The sequence below is a fragment of the Sphingopyxis panaciterrulae genome, from assembly GCF_014199295.1.
GTDB lineage: Bacteria > Pseudomonadota > Alphaproteobacteria > Sphingomonadales > Sphingomonadaceae > Sphingopyxis > Sphingopyxis panaciterrulae.
In genome coordinates this window covers 112,871-131,394 of record NZ_JACIJH010000010.1, presented here as the reverse complement: position 1 = coordinate 131,394, position 18,524 = coordinate 112,871, and the positions used below count along the sequence as shown (strand labels likewise).

Annotated in this window: 17 protein-coding genes; 6 read left to right on the top strand and 11 right to left on the bottom strand. The window is 62.7% G+C overall.

What is annotated here, in order from left to right:
* Positions 1–26: 26 nt before the first annotated feature.
* Entirely contained in the window at positions 27–314 is a 288-nt protein-coding gene (locus FHR21_RS14720) for a 4a-hydroxytetrahydrobiopterin dehydratase (RefSeq protein WP_184099670.1), read from the top strand.
* Here FHR21_RS14720 and tilS read toward each other — a convergent pair.
* The 9 genes from tilS to wecB all read right to left on the bottom strand — a co-directional run bounded on the left by tilS (position 311) and on the right by wecB (position 9,597).
* Entirely contained in the window at positions 311–1,309 is a 999-nt protein-coding gene (gene tilS, locus FHR21_RS14715) for a tRNA lysidine(34) synthetase TilS (protein WP_184099668.1), read from the bottom strand. The genes FHR21_RS14720 and tilS overlap by 4 nt on opposite strands.
* The gene (locus tag FHR21_RS14710; protein WP_184099666.1) at positions 1,263–2,180 is read right to left on the bottom strand and encodes a YbgF trimerization domain-containing protein; all 918 of its coding nucleotides are present in this window, start codon (positions 2,178–2,180) and stop codon (positions 1,263–1,265) included. Before FHR21_RS14710 ends, tilS begins: the two co-directional genes overlap by 47 nt.
* Positions 2,181–2,303: 123 nt before the next feature.
* Positions 2,304–3,155, bottom strand: coding sequence for a helix-turn-helix domain-containing protein (locus FHR21_RS14705; RefSeq protein WP_184099664.1), 852 nt, complete (start codon positions 3,153–3,155; stop codon positions 2,304–2,306).
* A gap of 132 nt (positions 3,156–3,287) precedes the next feature.
* Complete coding sequence (gene hslU, locus FHR21_RS14700) at positions 3,288–4,589, bottom strand: ATP-dependent protease ATPase subunit HslU (protein ID WP_184099662.1); 1,302 nt, start codon at positions 4,587–4,589, stop codon at positions 3,288–3,290.
* A 4-nt stretch (positions 4,590–4,593) separates the two neighbouring features.
* A complete protein-coding gene (gene hslV, locus FHR21_RS14695; protein ID WP_184099660.1) occupies positions 4,594–5,160 on the bottom strand; it encodes an ATP-dependent protease subunit HslV in 567 nt (188 codons plus the stop codon).
* 57 nt (positions 5,161–5,217) lie between these two features.
* Positions 5,218–6,276 (bottom strand): mannose-1-phosphate guanylyltransferase, encoded by a 1,059-nt coding sequence (locus FHR21_RS14690; protein WP_184099658.1) that lies wholly within the window; start codon positions 6,274–6,276, stop codon positions 5,218–5,220.
* 39 nt (positions 6,277–6,315) lie between these two features.
* Positions 6,316–7,122, bottom strand: a complete 807-nt coding sequence (locus tag FHR21_RS14685) for a class I mannose-6-phosphate isomerase (protein WP_184099656.1) — start codon at positions 7,120–7,122, stop codon at positions 6,316–6,318.
* Positions 7,123–7,199: 77 nt separating this feature from the next.
* Positions 7,200–8,492, bottom strand: a complete 1,293-nt coding sequence (wecC, locus tag FHR21_RS14680; RefSeq protein ID WP_184099654.1) for a UDP-N-acetyl-D-mannosamine dehydrogenase — start codon at positions 8,490–8,492, stop codon at positions 7,200–7,202.
* On the bottom strand, positions 8,482–9,597 hold the full coding sequence (gene wecB, locus FHR21_RS14675) for a non-hydrolyzing UDP-N-acetylglucosamine 2-epimerase (RefSeq protein ID WP_184099652.1): 1,116 nt from the start codon (positions 9,595–9,597) through the stop codon (positions 8,482–8,484). Before wecB ends, wecC begins: the two co-directional genes overlap by 11 nt.
* A gap of 250 nt (positions 9,598–9,847) precedes the next feature.
* Between wecB and FHR21_RS14670 the strand changes: the two genes are divergently transcribed.
* The 4 genes from FHR21_RS14670 to FHR21_RS14655 all read left to right on the top strand — a co-directional run bounded on the left by FHR21_RS14670 (position 9,848) and on the right by FHR21_RS14655 (position 14,963).
* Complete coding sequence (locus tag FHR21_RS14670) at positions 9,848–10,654, top strand: metallophosphoesterase family protein (protein WP_184099649.1); 807 nt, start codon at positions 9,848–9,850, stop codon at positions 10,652–10,654.
* A gap of 74 nt (positions 10,655–10,728) precedes the next feature.
* Positions 10,729–11,745, top strand: a complete 1,017-nt coding sequence (locus tag FHR21_RS14665) for an NAD-dependent epimerase/dehydratase family protein (protein WP_184099647.1) — start codon at positions 10,729–10,731, stop codon at positions 11,743–11,745.
* Between the two features lie 291 nt (positions 11,746–12,036).
* On the top strand, positions 12,037–12,738 hold the full coding sequence (locus tag FHR21_RS14660) for a polysaccharide biosynthesis/export family protein (protein WP_184099645.1): 702 nt from the start codon (positions 12,037–12,039) through the stop codon (positions 12,736–12,738).
* Between the two features lie 44 nt (positions 12,739–12,782).
* Positions 12,783–14,963 carry a GumC family protein gene (locus tag FHR21_RS14655; RefSeq protein ID WP_184099643.1) on the top strand — a complete coding sequence of 727 codons (2,181 nt, stop codon included), beginning with the start codon at positions 12,783–12,785 and terminating at the stop codon, positions 14,961–14,963.
* Between the two features lie 62 nt (positions 14,964–15,025).
* Here the strand turns inward: FHR21_RS14655 and FHR21_RS14650 are convergent, their stop codons facing one another.
* The gene (locus FHR21_RS14650) at positions 15,026–15,604 is read right to left on the bottom strand and encodes a class I SAM-dependent methyltransferase (RefSeq protein ID WP_221235190.1); all 579 of its coding nucleotides are present in this window, start codon (positions 15,602–15,604) and stop codon (positions 15,026–15,028) included.
* A 137-nt stretch (positions 15,605–15,741) separates the two neighbouring features.
* A complete protein-coding gene (locus FHR21_RS14645) occupies positions 15,742–16,842 on the bottom strand; it encodes a glycosyltransferase family 4 protein (RefSeq protein ID WP_184099641.1) in 1,101 nt (366 codons plus the stop codon).
* A 297-nt stretch (positions 16,843–17,139) separates the two neighbouring features.
* On the opposite strand from FHR21_RS14645, the gene FHR21_RS14640 reads away from it, so the two are divergent.
* The gene (locus tag FHR21_RS14640; protein WP_184099639.1) at positions 17,140–18,513 is read left to right on the top strand and encodes a hypothetical protein; all 1,374 of its coding nucleotides are present in this window, start codon (positions 17,140–17,142) and stop codon (positions 18,511–18,513) included.
* The last annotated feature ends 11 nt before the right edge of the window (positions 18,514–18,524 follow it).

Here is an 18,524-nt window from a genome sequence, read left to right as displayed (position 1 = left end):
CGGCCTTTACCAGCGGGAGAAGACGGATGGTCCAGAAACTCGACGATGCGGCGCGCGCCGCGCTGCTCGCCCGCTTCCCCGACTGGACGCACGAGCCCGAACGTGATGCGATCACGCGGCGCTTCCAGTTCCGGGATTTTGCGCAGGCCTTCGGCTTCATGGCGAGCGTCGCGATCATCGCCGAGAAGATGGACCATCATCCCGAATGGTCGAACGTCTATAACCGCGTCGACATATTGCTGACGACGCACGATGCCGACGGATTGTCGGACCGCGATGCACGGCTGGCCGAGGCGATCGAGGGGTTGCTCTAACCCTGGTTTTTACGCCGGGGCGCTTTGGAAATCCGCCAGTGCCCGTCGGCGGGGTTCCCGACCGCATCGATCAGCAGCGCGCCGACCATGGCGCGGCGGCCCGCGCGCATCGCGGCGATGACCCCATCGAGCGTCTGGCCGCGCAGCATCAACCGCGGGTCGTTGGCGCGCAGCCGCGTTTCGACGATGCGCCGGAAGATTTCGGCGGGATAGCCGCGGTCGCGGATCACGCAGCCATCGTCCGTGTCCGCCCAACTCGCGATGGCGCCGGCGACAGCCCAGTCGATCGCGGCGTCGGCGTCGGCCAACCAGGCGGCCGAGCGCGCGGCCGCCTGCGGATCGAGGATCGTCTGCGATCTGAGCGCCTGGCGCAGCCGCGCCCGGTCGAAGCGGATGTCGCTGTTCGACGGATCCTCAACCAGCGGCAGGTCGGCCTCGAGCGCGAGCGCGGTCAGGTCGTCGCGCCGCCAGGAAAGCAGCGGCCGCAGCACCGTCCCGTTGCGTGCGCGCACCCCGGCGAGTCCGCCGACCCCGCTGCTGCGGTTGAGCCGCATGATCATCGTTTCGAGCTGGTCGTCGGCGTGGTGCGCGGTGACGACATGGTCAAGCGCATGCGCCTCGCGCCACTGTTCGAGCAGACGATAGCGTTCGGCGCGCGCCGCCGCCTGCAACGATCCCGAGATTGGCGCCGCGGGATGAAGAATGGCGTGCGGGATATGCTCGCGCGCGCAGAAGCCGGCGACCATCCGCGCTTCGTCGGCCGACCCCTTGCGCAGCCCGTGATCGACCGTCGCGGCACAAATCTGGCCGGGCAGCAGCGTCGCCATCAGCCATAGCAGCGCCATGCTGTCGGGTCCGCCCGAAACCGCGACGCCATAATGCAGTCCCGGCCAGCCGGGGCCTGCGACCGCCGCGAGGTCGGCGGCGAAGCGCTCGACCGCTTCGGCTTCAGCAGCCGGCTTTTGACTTTGCCGCGGCCGCGTCATCGCGGACATCCTTCGGCGCCTTGTCGCCATAGACTTCTTCGAGTTCGCGGAAGGCCTTGCAGGCGTCGGCCTTGCGGCCCAGCTCCGTCAGCGCGACACCCATGTACATCAGGCTGTGCGGCGCACGCGCGCCGTTCGGGCGATCCTTGTAATTATTGTAGAAAGCGACGGCGGCGAGGCTGGGCTTGTCCTCGTCGAGATAGGCGCGGCCGAGCAGATTTTGCGCATAGCTTGCATAATTATTCTTGGGCCACTTGGCGACCACCTGCTTCAATTGCGCTTCGGCTTCCGGATAGAGCTTCGCATCCCACAGCCGATAGCCGTAGGTATAGGCGTCCTCGACCTCGTTGCCGGTTGCAGGAACCTCGACCTTCTTGACCAGCGCGAGCCGGCTGGCATCGCCCTTGTCGGCCGCTGGCTTTTCGGCAGGCTTCCTAGCGGGGGCCGTCGTCGTGGTCGTCCGCGCGACGGCCGGCGCCAGCGCTGCGGTTTCCGCGGTTGCCGGCGCAGCGAGCTTCTTGTCCATCTCCGCCTTATAGGCGGTGAATTGTTTTTCGAGTTCGCGAAGCTGATAGGCATTCTGCTCGGTCTGGCCAGTCAGAGCCTGCAACTGCTCCTCGAGCGCGTCGACCCGCGCGGTCAGGTCGATCACCGGCGCGCTGCTCTTCACCCGCTCGCCGGGGGTGTTGTCGGGCGCGATTTCGCCTTCGAAAAAGGCGGGGCTGCCGCCGGGGAAAACGCTGCGCTGCACGGCACGCATCTGTTTCTCCAGCCGCTCGACCCGCTTGTCGACCGTGCTTTCCTGCGCGGTGGCGACGGGCGTCATCGCCACCAGCGCAAGCGCCGCCGCGCCGCCCGAGAAAATCTGCCGCATCATCATTGTCGTCGGTCCCCGCAATTAACCATCTTCGCGTTCCATAACGCCGCAACCGACGGCAGCGCAAACCCAATTCGGCGCGCCGCCGCTGCGAAAGGTTCGAATGTGGCGGATTTTTCGCCTGGCTTATCCCTTGGGTGCGGCGGCAGGCACTCCGCCGCTGCTTTCTTCTGCGCCCGCGATCAGGTCGGCGGGTTTCAGCGAGATATTCTTGACCAGCGTGTCCGCGGGTCCGATCTGGCCGACATCGCGGCCGCCGACGGTCACCTTCAGCGCCTGCGGGATGCTGGTGCGCAGGGTGAATTGCTGGATATAGGCGGGCGGCACCTCATAGGTCTCGCCGACGTCGAGCGTCCGCCAGTTTTCGGTCTTGCCGGTCGCGTCATCGAAGCCGATCCACACTTCGGTCGGGCCGATCGCGGTCAGGACGACGGGGGCATTGGCGGCGACATTGCCACCCGCCGATACTGCCTTGGTTGCGGGCTGACCCGTCGCGGTCGCGGGCGCTTCCGACGCGTCGGCGTCGCGGTTCTGGGCCTCGATCAACGCCTCGTCGGGCTCGACCGACAGAAAGCGCCACACACCATAGGCCGAAACGAGTAGCGCCGCGACGATGACCAATGTCCACGCCAGCCGCGCGGTCGGCAGGCGTGTCGGATCGGTCGGTTCATAGGCTTCATAGGCCGGGCGCGCCGCATAGGCATCTTCCTCCAGCTCGCGGCGCACCGCGGCGCCGATCTCGGCCTCGGGCAAGTCGACCGCCCGGGCATAGGCGCGCGCGAAGCCGGTGACATAGGTGCGCCCCGGCAGCTCGGAAAAGTCCGACTTCTCGATCGCTTCCAGGTGGCGCTGGGTGATGCGGGTGCGTGTCGCGACGTCGGCGAGCGACAGCCCGGCGGCCTCGCGCGCCAGCCGCAGCTTGTCGCCGGTGCGCGTAATCGCCAGTTCGCCCTGCTCGGCGCCCTCTTCGTCAGCCATTCCTGTCTCCGTGCCGGTCGTATGCGACCCGATGTCGACCGTGTCGGCCATTCTTCGCATCGACGATGCGGCGGAGTCAAATGAAGTTCTGCGAACCGCGCGAGGAAATGCTGCCAGGGCGGCGGCGCTTACTCAAAGCACATATTTGCTGAGGTCAGTGTCGCCCACGACATCGGCGAGCTGTGCATCGACATAGGCGGCGTCGATCGCCAGCGTCTCGCCGGTCTTGTCCTCGGCGGTGAAGCTGATCTCCTCGACCAGCCGTTCCATGATCGTCTGCAACCGGCGGGCACCGATATTCTCGATCCGCTCGTTGACCTCGGCGGCGAGCCGCGCGACGCGGGTAATCGCGTCGGGGGTGAAGCTCAGCGTCACGCCCTCGGTGCCGATCAGCGCCGCATATTGCTCGGGCAGGCCGGCCCGCGTCTCGGTCAGGATGCGCACGAAATCTTCCTCGCTGAGCGCGGAAAGCTCGACGCGGATCGGCAGGCGGCCCTGCAATTCGGGCAGCAGGTCGGACGGCTTGGCGACGTGAAAAGCGCCCGAGGCGATGAACAGGACATGGTCGGTCTTCATCGGCCCATATTTGGTCGCGACCGTCGTGCCCTCGATCAGCGGCAGCAGGTCGCGCTGGACACCCTCGCGGCTGACCGAGCCACCGCGTACGTCGCTGACCGCGATCTTGTCGATCTCGTCGAGGAAGACGATCCCGTTCGCCTCGGCATCGGCGAGCGCGACGCGCGCGACATCGTCCTGGTCGAGGCGCTTGTCCTGCTCCTCCTCGATCAGCCGTGTCGCAGCTTCGAGAACCGTCAGTTTGCGGCGCTTCTTGGGCAGGCCGCCCATCGCCTTGCCGAGCATGTCGGAAAGGTTGATCATGCTCATCTGTCCGGGCTGGCCGGGCAGTTCGAAGTTCATGCTCGGGGCCTCGGAAACCTCGATCTCGACCTCGCTGTCGTCGAGATGCCCCTCGCGAATGCGCTGGCGGAAACTCTGGCGGGTCGCCTCGCTGGCTCCCTTGCCGGTCAGGGCATCGAGCAGCCGCTCCATCGCCGCTTCTTCGGCGGCGGCGCGCACCGCCTCGCGGCGGCGGTCCTTCTCCAGCCGCACCGCTTCCTCGACCAGGTCGCGCGCAATCTGCTCGACGTCGCGGCCGACATAGCCGACCTCGGTGAACTTGGTTGCCTCGACCTTGATGAAGGGCGCGTCGGCGAGCCTGGCGAGGCGGCGCGAAATCTCCGTCTTGCCGCAGCCCGTCGGGCCGATCATCAGGATATTCTTGGGGCTCACCTCGTCGCGCAGCTCGGGCGCGAGTTGCTGGCGGCGCCAGCGGTTCCTGAGCGCCACCGCAACCGCGCGCTTCGCCGCGTCCTGGCCGATGATATGCGTGTCGAGCGCGGCGACGATCGCCTTGGGCGTCAGATCCTTGTTCATGGGTTCAAGCCTGGATATCGATGATTTCGAGGGTGGTCTGGTCGTTGGTATAGACGCAGATGTCGGCGGCGATCTGCATCGCCTTTTTCGCCAGCACCTCGGGGTCCCTTTCGTAATCGACCAGCGCGCGCGCCGCCGACAGGGCGTAGTTGCCGCCCGATCCGATCGCCGCGATGCCGCCCTGCGGTTCGAGCACGTCGCCATTGCCGGTGACGACCAGCGTCACCTCCTTGTCGGCGACGATCATCATCGCTTCCAGATTGCGCAGATACTTATCGGTGCGCCAGTCCTTGGCGAGTTCGACCGCGGCGCGGAGAAGCTGGCCGTTGTGGCGTTCGAGCTTGGCCTCGAGCCGCTCGAACAGGGTGAAGGCATCGGCGGTCGCGCCCGCGAAGCCGCCGATCACGCTGCCGTCGTGCAGGCGGCGCACCTTCTTTGCGTTGGGCTTCATCACCGTCTGACCCATCGAGACCTGACCGTCGCCGATAACGACGACCTTGTCGGCAGTGCGGGCGGAAAGAATAGTGGTTCCATGCCAGGGCGCGGCATGATGCGCGGTGGGTTCGGTCATGCGGCGCGATATGGGAGGTCGGTCGCTGGACCGCAAGGGTGGTGGGATTGGCCGGGATCAGTCGGGATTGGAGAGGCTTTCCACGATCTTTTTCACATCCTGCGCCCGGTCGCGAGGGACGATCACGATGTCGTTGCCGTGTGCGACGACGACGAGGCCGGAGATTCCGACCACCGCCAGCCGCTTGCCGGCATCGACGCGCAGATAATTGCCCTCGGCATCGATCGAGAGGACCTGGCCGATGACGACGTTGCCGGCGGCGTCCTTTTCGCCCAGTTCGTGAAGCGCCGCCCAGCCGCCGACGTCGGACCAACCTGGATCGACCGGGGTGACGACGACATTTTCAGCGCCTTCCATCACGGCATAGTCGATCGAATCGGCGGGACTGGCGAGGAAGGCTTCGGGGGCAGGATGGACCTGCCCGTCTTTCTGCTCGGCGCCATTCATCGCTTCGGCGCATGCCTTTGCGATCGACGGCTGCTGCCGGTCGAGTTCCTGCAGGAACCGGTCGGCGCGCATCAGGAAGATGCCGGCGTTCCAGTAATGGCCGTCCTCGGCCAGCATCGCCTCGGCCTTCTCACGCGCAGGCTTTTCCACGAAGCGGCGAACAGCATGGACATAGGGGTTGCCCGGCAAGGGATCGCCCGCGGCGATATAGCCGTAGCCCGTTTCAGGATGCGAGGGCGCGATGCCGAAAGTGGCCAGCGCGCCGGCTTCGACCGCGGGCAGGACGGCGTCGATCGCCGCAAGGAAAGCCGGAACGTCGGTCATCACATGATCCGCCGGCATGACGAGCATGATTGCGTCGGGCGTGACGGCCAGCGCGGCGAGCGCGATGGCGGGCGCGGTGTTGCGCGCGGCGGGCTCGACGAGAATCCGGGCGTCGCCGATACCAGCCGCCGCGAGGTCGGCCTCGACGTGCCGGACATGCGCGCGGCCGCACACGATGATGGGGGCGGCAAAGCGGCTGCGATCGGCTGCGCGCGCCAGCGTTTGCCGGAACATGCTGCTTTCGCCGGCCAGCGGCTGGAACTGCTTGGGCGCGTCGCCGGTCGACACGGGCCACAGCCGCGTGCCCGAACCGCCGGACAGGATGACGGGGGCGATGGTCGTCATGGGCTTTATCTCTTTAATCTCTTGCGCGGAAAAAAACGGTCAGGTCGGCCAGCACAACAGCGCGCGGGCATCGGGCGCCAGGGCGATCGTTTGTGCATCTTCGAGGATCACGCATTCGCCCAGCCTTATCTCTTCGCCCGCCGCGGTGCAGCCCGCCGACAGCGGAACGAAGCTGAAGCGGCTTTTCTCCCGCGGCAACAGGGCGTCCGCGCCGGACCCGGACAGATGCAGCAGATGAAAATGCGGCCCGCCGACCAGTTCGCGATTGTCGGATTTGTCCACCCTGGTATCGCGCGGGTCGTTGTGCGGCTCCGGCATGGCGACCGCCAGCCCGGCATCGAGATGCAATTCGCGCGGGCGGCCGTAATCATAGAGGCGATAGGTGCAATCCACATTCTGCTGCACCTCGACAAGGACCAGCCCAGGGCCGATGGCGTGGATCGTTCCCGCCGAATTATAGACGAAATCGCCCACCTCGGCATGCCGCCAGTCGATCATGTCCTCGATGCTGCCGTCGCGCGCCGCGCGCCGCAGCGTTTCAGCATCGCTCTTCGCCTTGAGTCCGACGCCGAGCTCGGCGTCGGGATCGGCGGAGAGGATCAGCCAGCATTCTTCCTTCCCGCGCGGATAGCCGACACGCTGCGCCGTCGCATCGTCCGGATGGACCTGGATCGACAGCCGTTCGGACGTGAAGAGGAATTTGACCATGAGCGGCGCGTCGGCGCCGGCCGGGTCCTCGAACCATATCTCGCCGACCCGACGTCCCTCGAAATCGCCGAAGGCGGCCGGGACATCGGTGCGTCCCCACGGCTTTTCCACGATGCGCGTGCGGGTTCGAAGCAGCATGGCTTCGACATGACCGGATTCGCCTGTTCCGTCAACGTCGGGTCGGCAGACGGATCGAACGCCTGGTGGAGAATCGGTCAGGCCGCGCTGCGCAGTCCGGACGCCTGGGGAAGTGGCTGGTCGAGCCACAGGCCGCGCGTGTCATAGACGATCTTGCCGGCACGTTCTTCGAGCGGGATCGACTTGAACAGATCATGGTCGACGAGCACGATCAGCAGCTCGCATGTGGCGAGCGCGGTGTCGAGGTCGATCAATTGGGCGCCGGTGCCCGCGAACTCCATCGGCAGGCCGCGCGCATAGGGCTCGACGATGTCGATCTGCTTGCCGAAGCGGCGGGCGAGTGCGGCGGCGACTTCGACCGCGGGACTTTCGCGGAAATCGTCGATATTGGGCTTGAAGGCGAGGCCGAGGCAGGCGACGCGCGCATCGGGATGCTGCGACACCAGCATTTCGGCGCCGCCGATGACATGCGCGGTCTTGGCGAGATTGACCTCGCGCGCGGTGCGGATCAGCCGGCTGTGGTCGGGTGCGCCGTGGACGAGGAACCAGGGGTCGACCGCGATGCAATGGCCACCGACGCCGGGGCCGGGCTGGAGGATGTTGACGCGCGGGTGGCGGTTGGCGAGGCGGATCACTTCCCAGATGTCGACGCCCAGATGTTCGGCCATCATCGACAATTCGTTGGCGAAGGCGATGTTGACGTCGCGATAGCTGTTCTCGACCAGCTTCACCATTTCGGCGGCGCGCGCCGAGGTGGTGACGCAGGCGCCGCGCACGAACTGGCGATAGAAGGTCATCGCCCGGCGCGCGCAGCGCGGGGTGATACCGCCGATGCAGCGGTCGTTGTCGACCAGTTCGACCAGGATGCGCCCCGGCAGCACCCGCTCGGGGCAATGGGCGATGAAGATGTCGGCGGCACCGGTGCAGGTGCCCGGAACCTTGAGGTCGGGGCGCAGCGCGGCGATTTCCGCCGCGACCTTTTCGGTCGTGCCGACCGGAGAGGTCGATTCGAGGATCACCAGATTGCCGGGCACCAGCACCGGTGCGATGGCGCGTGCGGCCGACAGGACGTGACTGACATCGGGGCGGTGCGCCTCGTCGTGCGGGGTCGGAACGGCGATGACGAAGGTGTCGGCCAGTGCGACCTCGGTGGACGCGGTCAGCGCGCCGCGGGCGACGACGCCCTGGACGAGGCCGTCGAGATCGACCTCCTCGATATGCACCTTGCCGCTGTTGATCGTATCGACGACCTTGTGGCTGACGTCGACGCCGGTGACGCGGCAGCCCGAGCGTGCGATCAGCGCGGCGGTGGGCAGGCCGATATAGCCGAGGCCGAGGACGGTGACTTGCTGGTCGGTATCAATGGGCACGCGCAACGATCTCCGCAATCTTCCGGGCCGCCGTGCCGTCGCCGAACGGATTGTGCGCGCGCGCCATGGCGGAATAGGAATCGTCATCGTCCAAAAGACTGAAGATTTCGGAAACAATGCGATTTTTGTCGGTTCCGACCAGCCGGGCGGTGCCCGCCGCAATGCCTTCGGGCCGTTCGGTCGTCTCGCGCATCACAAGCACGGGCTTGCCGAGCGCAGGTGCTTCCTCCTGCACCCCGCCGCTGTCGGTGAGGACGAGGTCGCTTTCGCCGAGCAGCCGCACGAAATGCGGATAGTCGAGAGGGTCGATCAACGCGACGTTGGGAAGGTCGCCGAGGATCGGCGTCATGATGCTGCGGACATGTGGGTTGGGGTGGACGGGAAAGATCACCGCGATATCGGGACGCTCGGCGGTCGCGGCGATGGCGTCGGCGATCGCCTTCATGCCCTCGCCGAAATTCTCGCGCCGGTGCGAGGTGACCGCGACGATGCGCTGATCCGCGAAGCGCCCGACCAGCGGGTCGAGCCCGGCGGCGAGCGCCGGCTCCCCGGCGATCCGCGCCTGTGTTGCGAGCAGCGCGTCGATCACCGTGTTGCCGGTGATATGGATGCGGTCGGCGGGCACATTTTCGGCGCGCAGCGCGGCGGCGGCGGTTTCGGTCGGCGCGAAATGCAGATCGGCGATCGCGCCCGCGACCTTGCGGTTCACCTCTTCGGGCCAGGGGTGATAGATGTTGCCGCTGCGAAGGCCCGCCTCGACATGGCCGACGGGAATCTTGCGGAAATAGGCAGCGAGCGTCGCCGCCATCGTCGTTAGCGTGTCGCCGTGGACGAGCACCCGGTCGGGTCGCTCGGTATCGAAAGTCTCGCCCAATCCGGTGACGAGGCGCGCGAGCAGCGCGTCGAGCGTCTGGTCGGGCTGCATGACGTCGAGGTCGATATCGGGAGTGATGCGCGCGATATGCAGCACCTGATCGAGCATCTCGCGATGCTGTGCCGTGACGCAGACGCGGGCATCGACGTCGGGCTGATCACGCAGGGCATGGACGACGGGGAACATCTTGATCGCTTCCGGCCGGGTGCCGAAAACCGTCATAACCTTCATTTCGAATGTCTCTCCTGCGCCGTGCCGGCGTCTGCCGCTGAAAATCGGTGACTAACGGCAGGTTAAGGGTGAAAACTTGCGACACCCTTAAAGTCGGTTCCGTTCATCGGCTGTAAAAATGCCGTTGCTAGAAGCCGCGTTGCAACTTTTCGGCGTGCCGGGCCTATATTGCCAGTGCAACGTCGGGGGGGTAGGGGCCGATGGATCGGTCCCGCCGACCGACGGGCGATGACAGTCGAGTGACGAGGTAATGGTTTCTCTCTCCAGTTTCTGGAAACGCAAGAACAAGCCGGAGCCCGAAATCCGACCCGATTATTCGGTGCCGCCGGGCCGGCGAGTTTATGCGATCGGCGACATTCACGGTCGTGACGACCTGTTCGCGCAGTTGATCGAGCGGATCCGCGCCGATCATGCCGCGCGCGGGCCGGCGCAGATGACGCTGATCCTGCTTGGCGACCTTGTCGACCGCGGCCCGCAATCGGCCGAAGTGGTCGAGCGGGCGATGAATTTGCACCGCGAATTTCCCGACACCCGGCTGCTGATCGGCAATCATGAGGAATGTTTTCTCGCAGCGCTGACCGGCGATGTCCGCCGCGTGCGCTATTTCATGCGCATCGGCGGCGATGCCACCGTACGCAGCTATTGGCGGGATGGTGCGAGCTATGCGGCCGCCACCTTCGAGGAGGTCGCCGAGCGGCTGCCGCACCTCGTACCGGAGGCGCATGTTCAATTCCTTGGCATGGGCGAGGATGTGGTCGAGATCGGCGAGTATGCCTTCGTCCACGCCGGCATCCGGCCCGGCGTGCCGCTCGACAAGCAGGCGTTGACCGATCTGCGCTGGATCCGCGAGGAATTTCTGGAGGATGCGAGCGATCATGGCAAGATGATCGTCCATGGTCACAGCATCACCGCGGAACCCGACGAGCAGAGCAATCGCATCGGCATAGACGTCGGTGCCTTTCGCAGCGGGACGTTGGCGGCGCTGGGGATCGAGGGCGACCGCCGGTGGTTCCTCTTTGCGCAGGATGAAGCGCGGCTGGCCGAGCAGGCGGCCTGAACGGGCGTTAACGGCTTGGCAGCGAGCGAGGAGTTAGGGCGCGCGCTTTGAATAGAGAGAAAGGGGCGCCGCGCGTGGGTGGCAAGGTCTTCATTACCGGGACGGCGGGCTTCATCGGCTATCATCTGGCGAAGCATCTTCTGGACGAAGGCGTCGAGATCGTCGGCTACGATGGGATGACCGACTATTACGACCCCCAGCTCAAGCGCCGGCGCCACCAGAATCTCCTCCAGAACGCCCGTTTTCGGGCGGTCGAGGCGATGCTGGAGGATCGCGCGGCCTTCGATGGGGCGGTCGATGCGCTTGCGCCCGATATCATCGTGCATCTCGCCGGGCAGGCGGGGGTTCGCTATTCGCTCGACGAGCCCGCCTCCTATGTCCAGAGCAATTTGGTCGGCGGCTTTCACGTGCTCGAAGCCGCGCGGCGCCACGGTGTGACGCATCTGCTGATGGCGTCGACCTCCTCGGTCTATGGCGCGAACGAGGCGATGCCCTTTCGCGAAACCGACAAGGCCGACCTGCCGGTTTCCTTCTACGCCGCGACGAAAAAGGCGAGCGAGGCGATGGCGCACAGCTATGCCCATCTCTGGAACATCCCGACGACGATGTTCCGCTTCTTCACCGTCTATGGGCCGTGGGGGCGGCCCGACATGGCGCTGTTCAAATTCGTCGACGCGATCCTCACTGGGCGGCCGATCGATGTCTATAATCAGGGCAATCTGTCGCGCGACTTCACCTATGTCGGCGATCTGGTGCATGCGATCCGGCTGCTGATCGACGCGGTGCCCGAGCGGCCGGCGTCGGTGGCCGATATCGCGAAGGGCGACAGCCTGTCGCCGGTTGCGCCCTGGCGCGTCGTCAATATCGGCGGCGGCCGGCCGACGAAACTGATGGATTTCATCGCCGCGGTCGAAGCAGCGCTCGGCCGGCCGGCGCAGCGCAATATGCTGCCGATGCAGCCCGGCGACGTCGTCGATACCTGGGCCGACAGCACGCTGCTCGAACGGCTGACGGGCTATGTCCCGCAAACCGGCGTCGAGCAGGGGGTGGCGGAGTTCGTCGCCTGGTATCGCGACTATTATTGCTGCTGATCGGCGCGGCGCGCCGAAGAGCGCCGCTCATATGATCGCGGCGGCGGCTCCGGTCGCCTCAAAACAGAGGCGCGGGCGGTCGCTTTGCTTCAGATCGCCGCAAGTGCCAGCCGGCCTGTTGAGCCCTTATTCTGGGGATAGCGTCGTTATTATTGAAAATGGGAACCGGCTGAAAGCTTTCGCAAGACAAGACTGGACGTTCATCAATAAGAAGGGGCGTTCCTTATCGCTACTCCGCGCCATGGGATTGTTGCAATGCCCTCGCCGGATGTTAAGAGCGGTCGCCTGACGATGGAGATTCGAATTTTGCGAAGGAAAACAGCCCTTGCCGCGATTTGCCTCGCCTTGCCGGGCTGTGCCTCGACAGGCCTCCCGAGCGGGGATCAGGCTTATGAGATCATTCCTGCGCCATCGAACCAGACCGCGCCGTCCGAATATCGGATCGGGCCGCTCGACGTGCTCAAAATCACCGTTTTCCAGGAGCCCGACCTGTCGCTGGAGGAAGTACCCGTCGATGCCAGCGGCAACATCCTGTTTCCATTGATCGGGCAGGTGTCCGTTTCGGGCAAGACGAGTACCGAATTGTCCAACGCCATCGCCGAGCGACTGGGCGAGCGCTATTTGGTCGATCCGCAGGTTTCGACCATCGTGTCGACGTCGGCGTCGCAGAATGTGACGGTGGAGGGCGCGGTCAACAAGCCTGGCGTCTTCCCGCTTCAGGGCCCGACCACCTTGCTGCAGGCCATGGCCCTGTCCGAAGGACCGACGCAGACCGCCAAGCTGGGCGAGGTCATCGTGTTCCGGCGCAAGGACGACGGCGTCTATGCGGCGCAGTTCAACCTGGACGATATCCGGGTCGGCCGGGCGCCGAATCCCGAGATTCTCGGCGGCGACATCGTCGTCGTCGGAAACAGCTTTGCCAAGCAGCTTTTCCGTGACTTCCTGCAACTGTCGCCGCTGTTGAGCACGGTCTTCGTTCGTCTCGATCGATAATTGACATGAATGGCAAACACCCGAATATGGATCGAAATGTCAGCATGAGCCAGAACGGCAGCAGCGTCGCGCAACCGGTATGGCCCGCCGACGCGGACGGCGACTACAGCGAGGATTCGGTGTTTTCGCTCGATTTCGCCGCGATCTGGGCCGCGATCTATCGCTCGCGTTTTTGGATCGCCGGAATTGTCGTCGGCATGCTGTTGATCGGCGTCGTTATCACGATCCTTTCGACCCCCATCTTTCGCGCTACCTCTACCGTGCAGATCGATCAGGAGGCGGCGAAAGTTCTGGGCACGGAGGATGCCAACGCGTCGGCGGCGATCCAGGACTCCGACCGCTTCCTCAAGACGCAGATGGACGTGATCCGTAGCCGGTCGCTCGCGCAGACGGTGGCCGAGGATCTCAAGCTTTTCAACAATCCCGAGTTTCTGGAATCGATGGCCGTCGATCCTGATTCGATGGCATCGAGTTCGTTATCGCCCGAGCAGGCGCAGCGCGAATTGGTCCTGTATACGCTGAAGGAAAATCTCACCGTATCGCTGCCGGTGGATTCGCGCATCGCGTCGATTTCGTTCGACAGCGCCGATGCCGATCTGGCAGCGCGGGTCGCCAACAGTTTCGCGCAAAACTATATTCGCAACAATCTGCAACGGAAATTCGACACCTCCTCCTATGCGCGCGAGTTTCTGAAGCAGCAGCTCGACGAAGCGGCGATCCGTCTGGCGGATTCGGAACGCGAGGCGCTCGACTATGCACGGCGTACCCGCATCATCGACGCGAGCAACGCCGCGGGAATGGACAGCGACGGATCGACGGCGCCCAAGTCGTTGGTGACGGCGACGCTGGTCAAGCTCAACCAGGATTATGCGGAGGCGGTCGCGCGGCGCATCGAAGCCCAGCAGAAATGGGAAACCGCCGATGGCCGCAACGTGATGACACTGCCCGAGGTGTTGAACAATCTGGCGATCCAGAATCTGTTGCAGCAAAAGGCGATGGTGCAGGCGGAATATGAGCAGGAGCTGCAACGCCGGAAAGAAGATTTTCCGACGGTGAAGCAGGCCCGGGCCCGGCTTGACGAACTCGATCGCCAGATCGCGACGATTGCCTCGGGAATCCAGCAGACGCTGCGTGGCGCTTACCAGACCGCGCTGGCGCAGGAGCAGGCACTCGACGCGCAGATCGCGCAATTGAAGAGCGATACCCTTAACGAACAGAATCAGTCGGTGCAGTTGGGCATCCTGAAGCGCAACACGAGCAACGCGCGCAAACTCTACGATCTGCTCAACACGAGATATAATGAACTCAACGCCGAAGCCGGCGTCCAGGCGAACAATGTGTCGATCGTCGACCGTGCCGACCGCCCGCTCGAACCTATCAAGCCGAGCATCGTCTTCAACATGGCGCTGGCGCTGCTCGCCGGTCTGTTGTTCGCCGCGCTGTTCGTCATCGGCCGCGAGCAGTTGTTCAACGTGATCCGCACCCCCGACGATGTCGGCCGCAAGCTCGGCTTGCCGTCACTTGGCGCCATTCCGAAGATGCAGGAGGGTTTTGCGATCGAGCAGGAGGTCCTCGATCCGAAGAGCCTGATGTCGGAGACCTTCTCGTCGCTGCGCTCGTCGCTGATGTTGGTGTCGTCGCACGGCCTGCCGCGCAGCCTGATGTTCACCAGCGCCAAGCAGGGCGAGGGCAAATCCTCTTGTTGTTTCGCGACCGCCATCGCGCTGAGCCGGATCGGCAAGAAGGTGCTGGTGATCGACCTCGATCTGCGGCGACCCAATCAGCACAACAAGTTCGGGGTCAAGAATGGCGCGGGCATGTCGGATCTACTGACGCGGAACAAGACGGCGGCCGAGGTCGTCCAGACATCGAAATATGATGGCGTCTTCTTCATCCCCAGCGGCGGCACTCCCCCCAATCCTGCGGAACTGCTGGCTGGCGCTTCGGCCCGCAGCGTGATCGAAGAGCTTGAGAAAGGCTATGACGTGCTGCTGATCGACAGCCCGCCGACCCTGGGGCTGGCGGATGCGGTCGAAATCGGGGCGATGGCCGAAGGCTGCATCTTCGTGATGGAAGCAGCGAAAAACCAGGCGAGCCACGCACGCAACTCGCTCCAGCGCCTCGCGCAGGGCGGTGCCAACATCATCGGCGTGTTACTGACGAAATTCGACATCAAGGAAGCCGGCTACGGCTACGACTACGCCTATCAATATTCGTACGAGTAGATCGTGAATCTCCGGTCACGGAAAGAGAGCGATAAGGGGGGCTGCGCTTGGTTCGCGCTGCTTCACGCAGTGGGGAAGCGTTCTGCCACCAATGATTTGGTCAAGCCTAGTACCCGTTCCCGCCAAATATGGGCATCGGGAAACAGGCATTGCAACTGCGTTGCGCTGAGTAGAGATATGCGTTGCACATAGCGTGTGGCTTCGCCGGCGTCGCGGAATTTGCGCGAACGCCGGGTGGCTTGAACGATCATAGAGCGCGTCTGCTCAGGAAGCCAGTGAACGAATGGCAACTTGAAATGGGGTTCGACAGGGAACCAGACGTTTGGAGTTTGCACGAAATATTGTGGGGCGAGACGGCGCACCTCTTTAGCCATTTGTTCCATTTCACGCCAATGTCCGACGTGCTCGATGACGCTATTCGAATGAACGATGTCGAAGGAATTATCGTCGAACGGTAAAGCGCAGGCATCGCCGTCGACGACATGGATGTTCTCGTCTCGGCGTTCCTCTGTGCCCAAGTTCACGACCGTGATCGAAACGTTCGGGTCGCGGTAAAGCCCTGGTAGAGCGCGCCAGAAGTCCGCGGTCCCGCCAATGTCGAGTATCTTCATTGCATCTTTACGCGCAGGCTCGATCAACATTTGGAATCGCCGCATACGCTTTTGTCGAAATGAGTTGTTTAGATTATGTTGTCTCATTCAGCGATTCCTCTTGGTCTTCGGATGGTGTCGGTCGAAAGAAGACTGGCACGGAAAGACTTCGCGAGCCAGGGTAACGCTTATGGTTGGCGACCGCTTTCGGTTACAAGCTCGTGATAAAGATCGACCATGCGTGTTGCTGCTGTCGCGATAGAAAAATGGGCCTGCCATCGGTCGTAGCCGGCTTCGCCCATCGTACGTCGCAGCGCGGGGTCTCGGCACAGGCGTTCGAGTGCATCTGCAAGAATTTTTGCGTCTCCAGGAGCGATGACCAGGCCCGTTGTTCCATCGATCACTTGCGAAGAGACGGCGCCGACATCCGTTGCGACTACCGGAAGGCGATGGGCCATGGCTTCCAGAATCGCCATGGGCTGATTCTCTACCCGTGATGAAAGGACGAATATGTCTGCCATACTATACTGGCGCGTGACCTCCTGCCCATTCAGCCAGCCAAGAAATTCGACTTCATCGTCTAGGCCCAGCCCATGGGCGAGGCGCTGAAAGACATCGATATCTCCATCGCCTCCGATGACTGCCCTGAAATCGATCCCGCGCTGTTTCAGCAATCCGAACGCTTCTAGGAGAATGTCGATGCCTTTGATCGGTATGAGCCGCCCCATGAAGCAGATCGTTGGAATGACATGCCATGGGGCAGCCATTTCCGTCGCCGCGGGGACACCGTTCCCCAAAGCAACGACTCTCTCCGGAAGGAGGCCGATCTTGATCGTCACAAACTCCCGGCTATTGTCATTCAAAATGACAACCTTGTCAGCGCTCTCGAACAAAAATTTAATTATATGCCGAACAATGCAGGAGCGTTTGTCGAAAAAATCCTCATATCCTCCACCATGGAGATGGAGGATGATTTTTTTCCTCGTTAATTTAGAAACGAAAATATAGGGAATTTTACGGAACGTCGACCCTCTGGGGGCCAAGTTTACATGGATAATATCCACGCGTTTCGAAAATATAAACGAACAAAACCTAATGAAGCATGGTATAATGCTTATATGCTTCAGAAGGCCTGGCAAGTCCTTACGGGAGATGGTTTCAGTAATTTTTATGTTTTCATGATTTTCTTCAATCTGATTTATCAGGTAAAAGGCGTACTTTTCAATTCCACCCTTTGCATGTGATCCATTGGCTAAAAGAATTACTACAGATATCTGTCTGTCAGACAAGGGAGGGGGCTCCTTGCGGCATCCTGTCGAGGCGCACGCATAGCTGTCGCGCTATTTTGCTGCAAGGCGGAAAGCCCTGCTTCGTCGCCGCTCTGCATCCCTTGGCCGCAGGGCGCGGAGTAGGGCTCTTGTCCACGCTGGGGCTGCCTGCTAGGCGACCCCACTCCGCCGATGCCGGCCGCCAGGAAATTAGACGAGAAGCTTTTGCTCGCCCGACGATCTTTCGCCTTGTCCGGACAGTCGACGCCAGTCCGCGGAGCGCCTCGCAAGGATTCGTCAGCGTCCGATGCTCTGGGCGTGATTGTTGCCCTGTTCTTAATCGGTCGGCTTGTTTATGGATTTTTTCGCACGGAGAATGAATCGACGCTGGCGGACGAAATGTTGGTGGCCTGCCTAGGGATTTTTGCCCCTTATGCTATCGTGGCGTTAGGGAAAAGTTCCAAAGGACTTAGATTTATAATCTATTTTATCGTATACGTGGCGATTATTCTCGCATCGAGTTACCTTCATCCATTCTCCACCGAGCGGGGGAAATATCCTCTATACTTGGGGTTTGCACTGGATATAAAGTTTTTCGTGCTGTTCTTTGGAGCCTATGCGCTTGCCGCCAACAGTGTCGCAAAGGGGCGAAGTGAAAGAGCGATCGGACTCATTTTGCAGGCGCTCATTTTCGTCGCCTGTGTGGATTCGATCCAGGTCATTCGAGATGCCCTTGGCAGCGGCATTGATTTCGACGGCAATCGTTTGGGTGTGCGTGGCCCCTTTTATCGGCCCGAAGGTTTTTTCCATCACGCTGTGGCGAGCGCGCAGGTCGCACTCTTTGGATTCCTCGCATCCCTCACGCGCTTGGCAAAGCGTTTTACACCCGCCCGATTGGGTGTTGCGATCTATATCTTCCTGATGCTGATTATCCATGTGTCGGTGAAGGAGATCATCGTCGGCTGCTTTGCGCTGATGCTGTTCGTTCTTCTATTCGTTCGGAGCGATGCGCTAACGAAGGCGGTGGCGGCGCTGGTCGGCATTGCTGCGGTTGGGTCCGTCCTCACTTCGGCAGCGGGCGACCAGGTTTTTCAACGCATCTCCTATTATACAGGCGAGCAGGGGAGCGACGAAGTCCGGCGCGTTCTCTATCGTGCGAGCTTCGATATCGCCAACGATATGATGCCCATCGGCTCCGGAACATCGACCTTCGGAAGCCAGGGGTCACGAACCGATGGATACAGCAGCTTATATTTCACTTACGGGGTTTATGGCCGCTGGGGCGCCAACAAGGAAAACGACACTTATCTTCTCGACACTTTCTGGCCGAAAATCTTCGCCGAAACGGGATATGCCGGATTATTCTTCTTTATACTAACGGTGATGATCCTGCTCGGCGCCGGATTTCGGGTGATGATGGTTACTCGAACGCCAGAAGACGCATTCCTTTTCGTCTCGATGTTCGGCATCCTCATCATCTCGTCAGCTGCCGCCGCGTTGGGCGATGAGCTTACGGGGCCGCTCTTCTATGTCTTCGGCGCTTTTGCGCTAGCTCGCACAAGGCATCTTCTTCCTTCGATAAGGCGCGGGCGAAACGCACGGAGGGGCGCCATGCAAAAGGTCAGAGGGCAACGACCGGGCCGGGTTATGCCGGCTGCGGAACAAGGATTCTCTCGGAAGGATTTTGTATGAAAATATGTTTC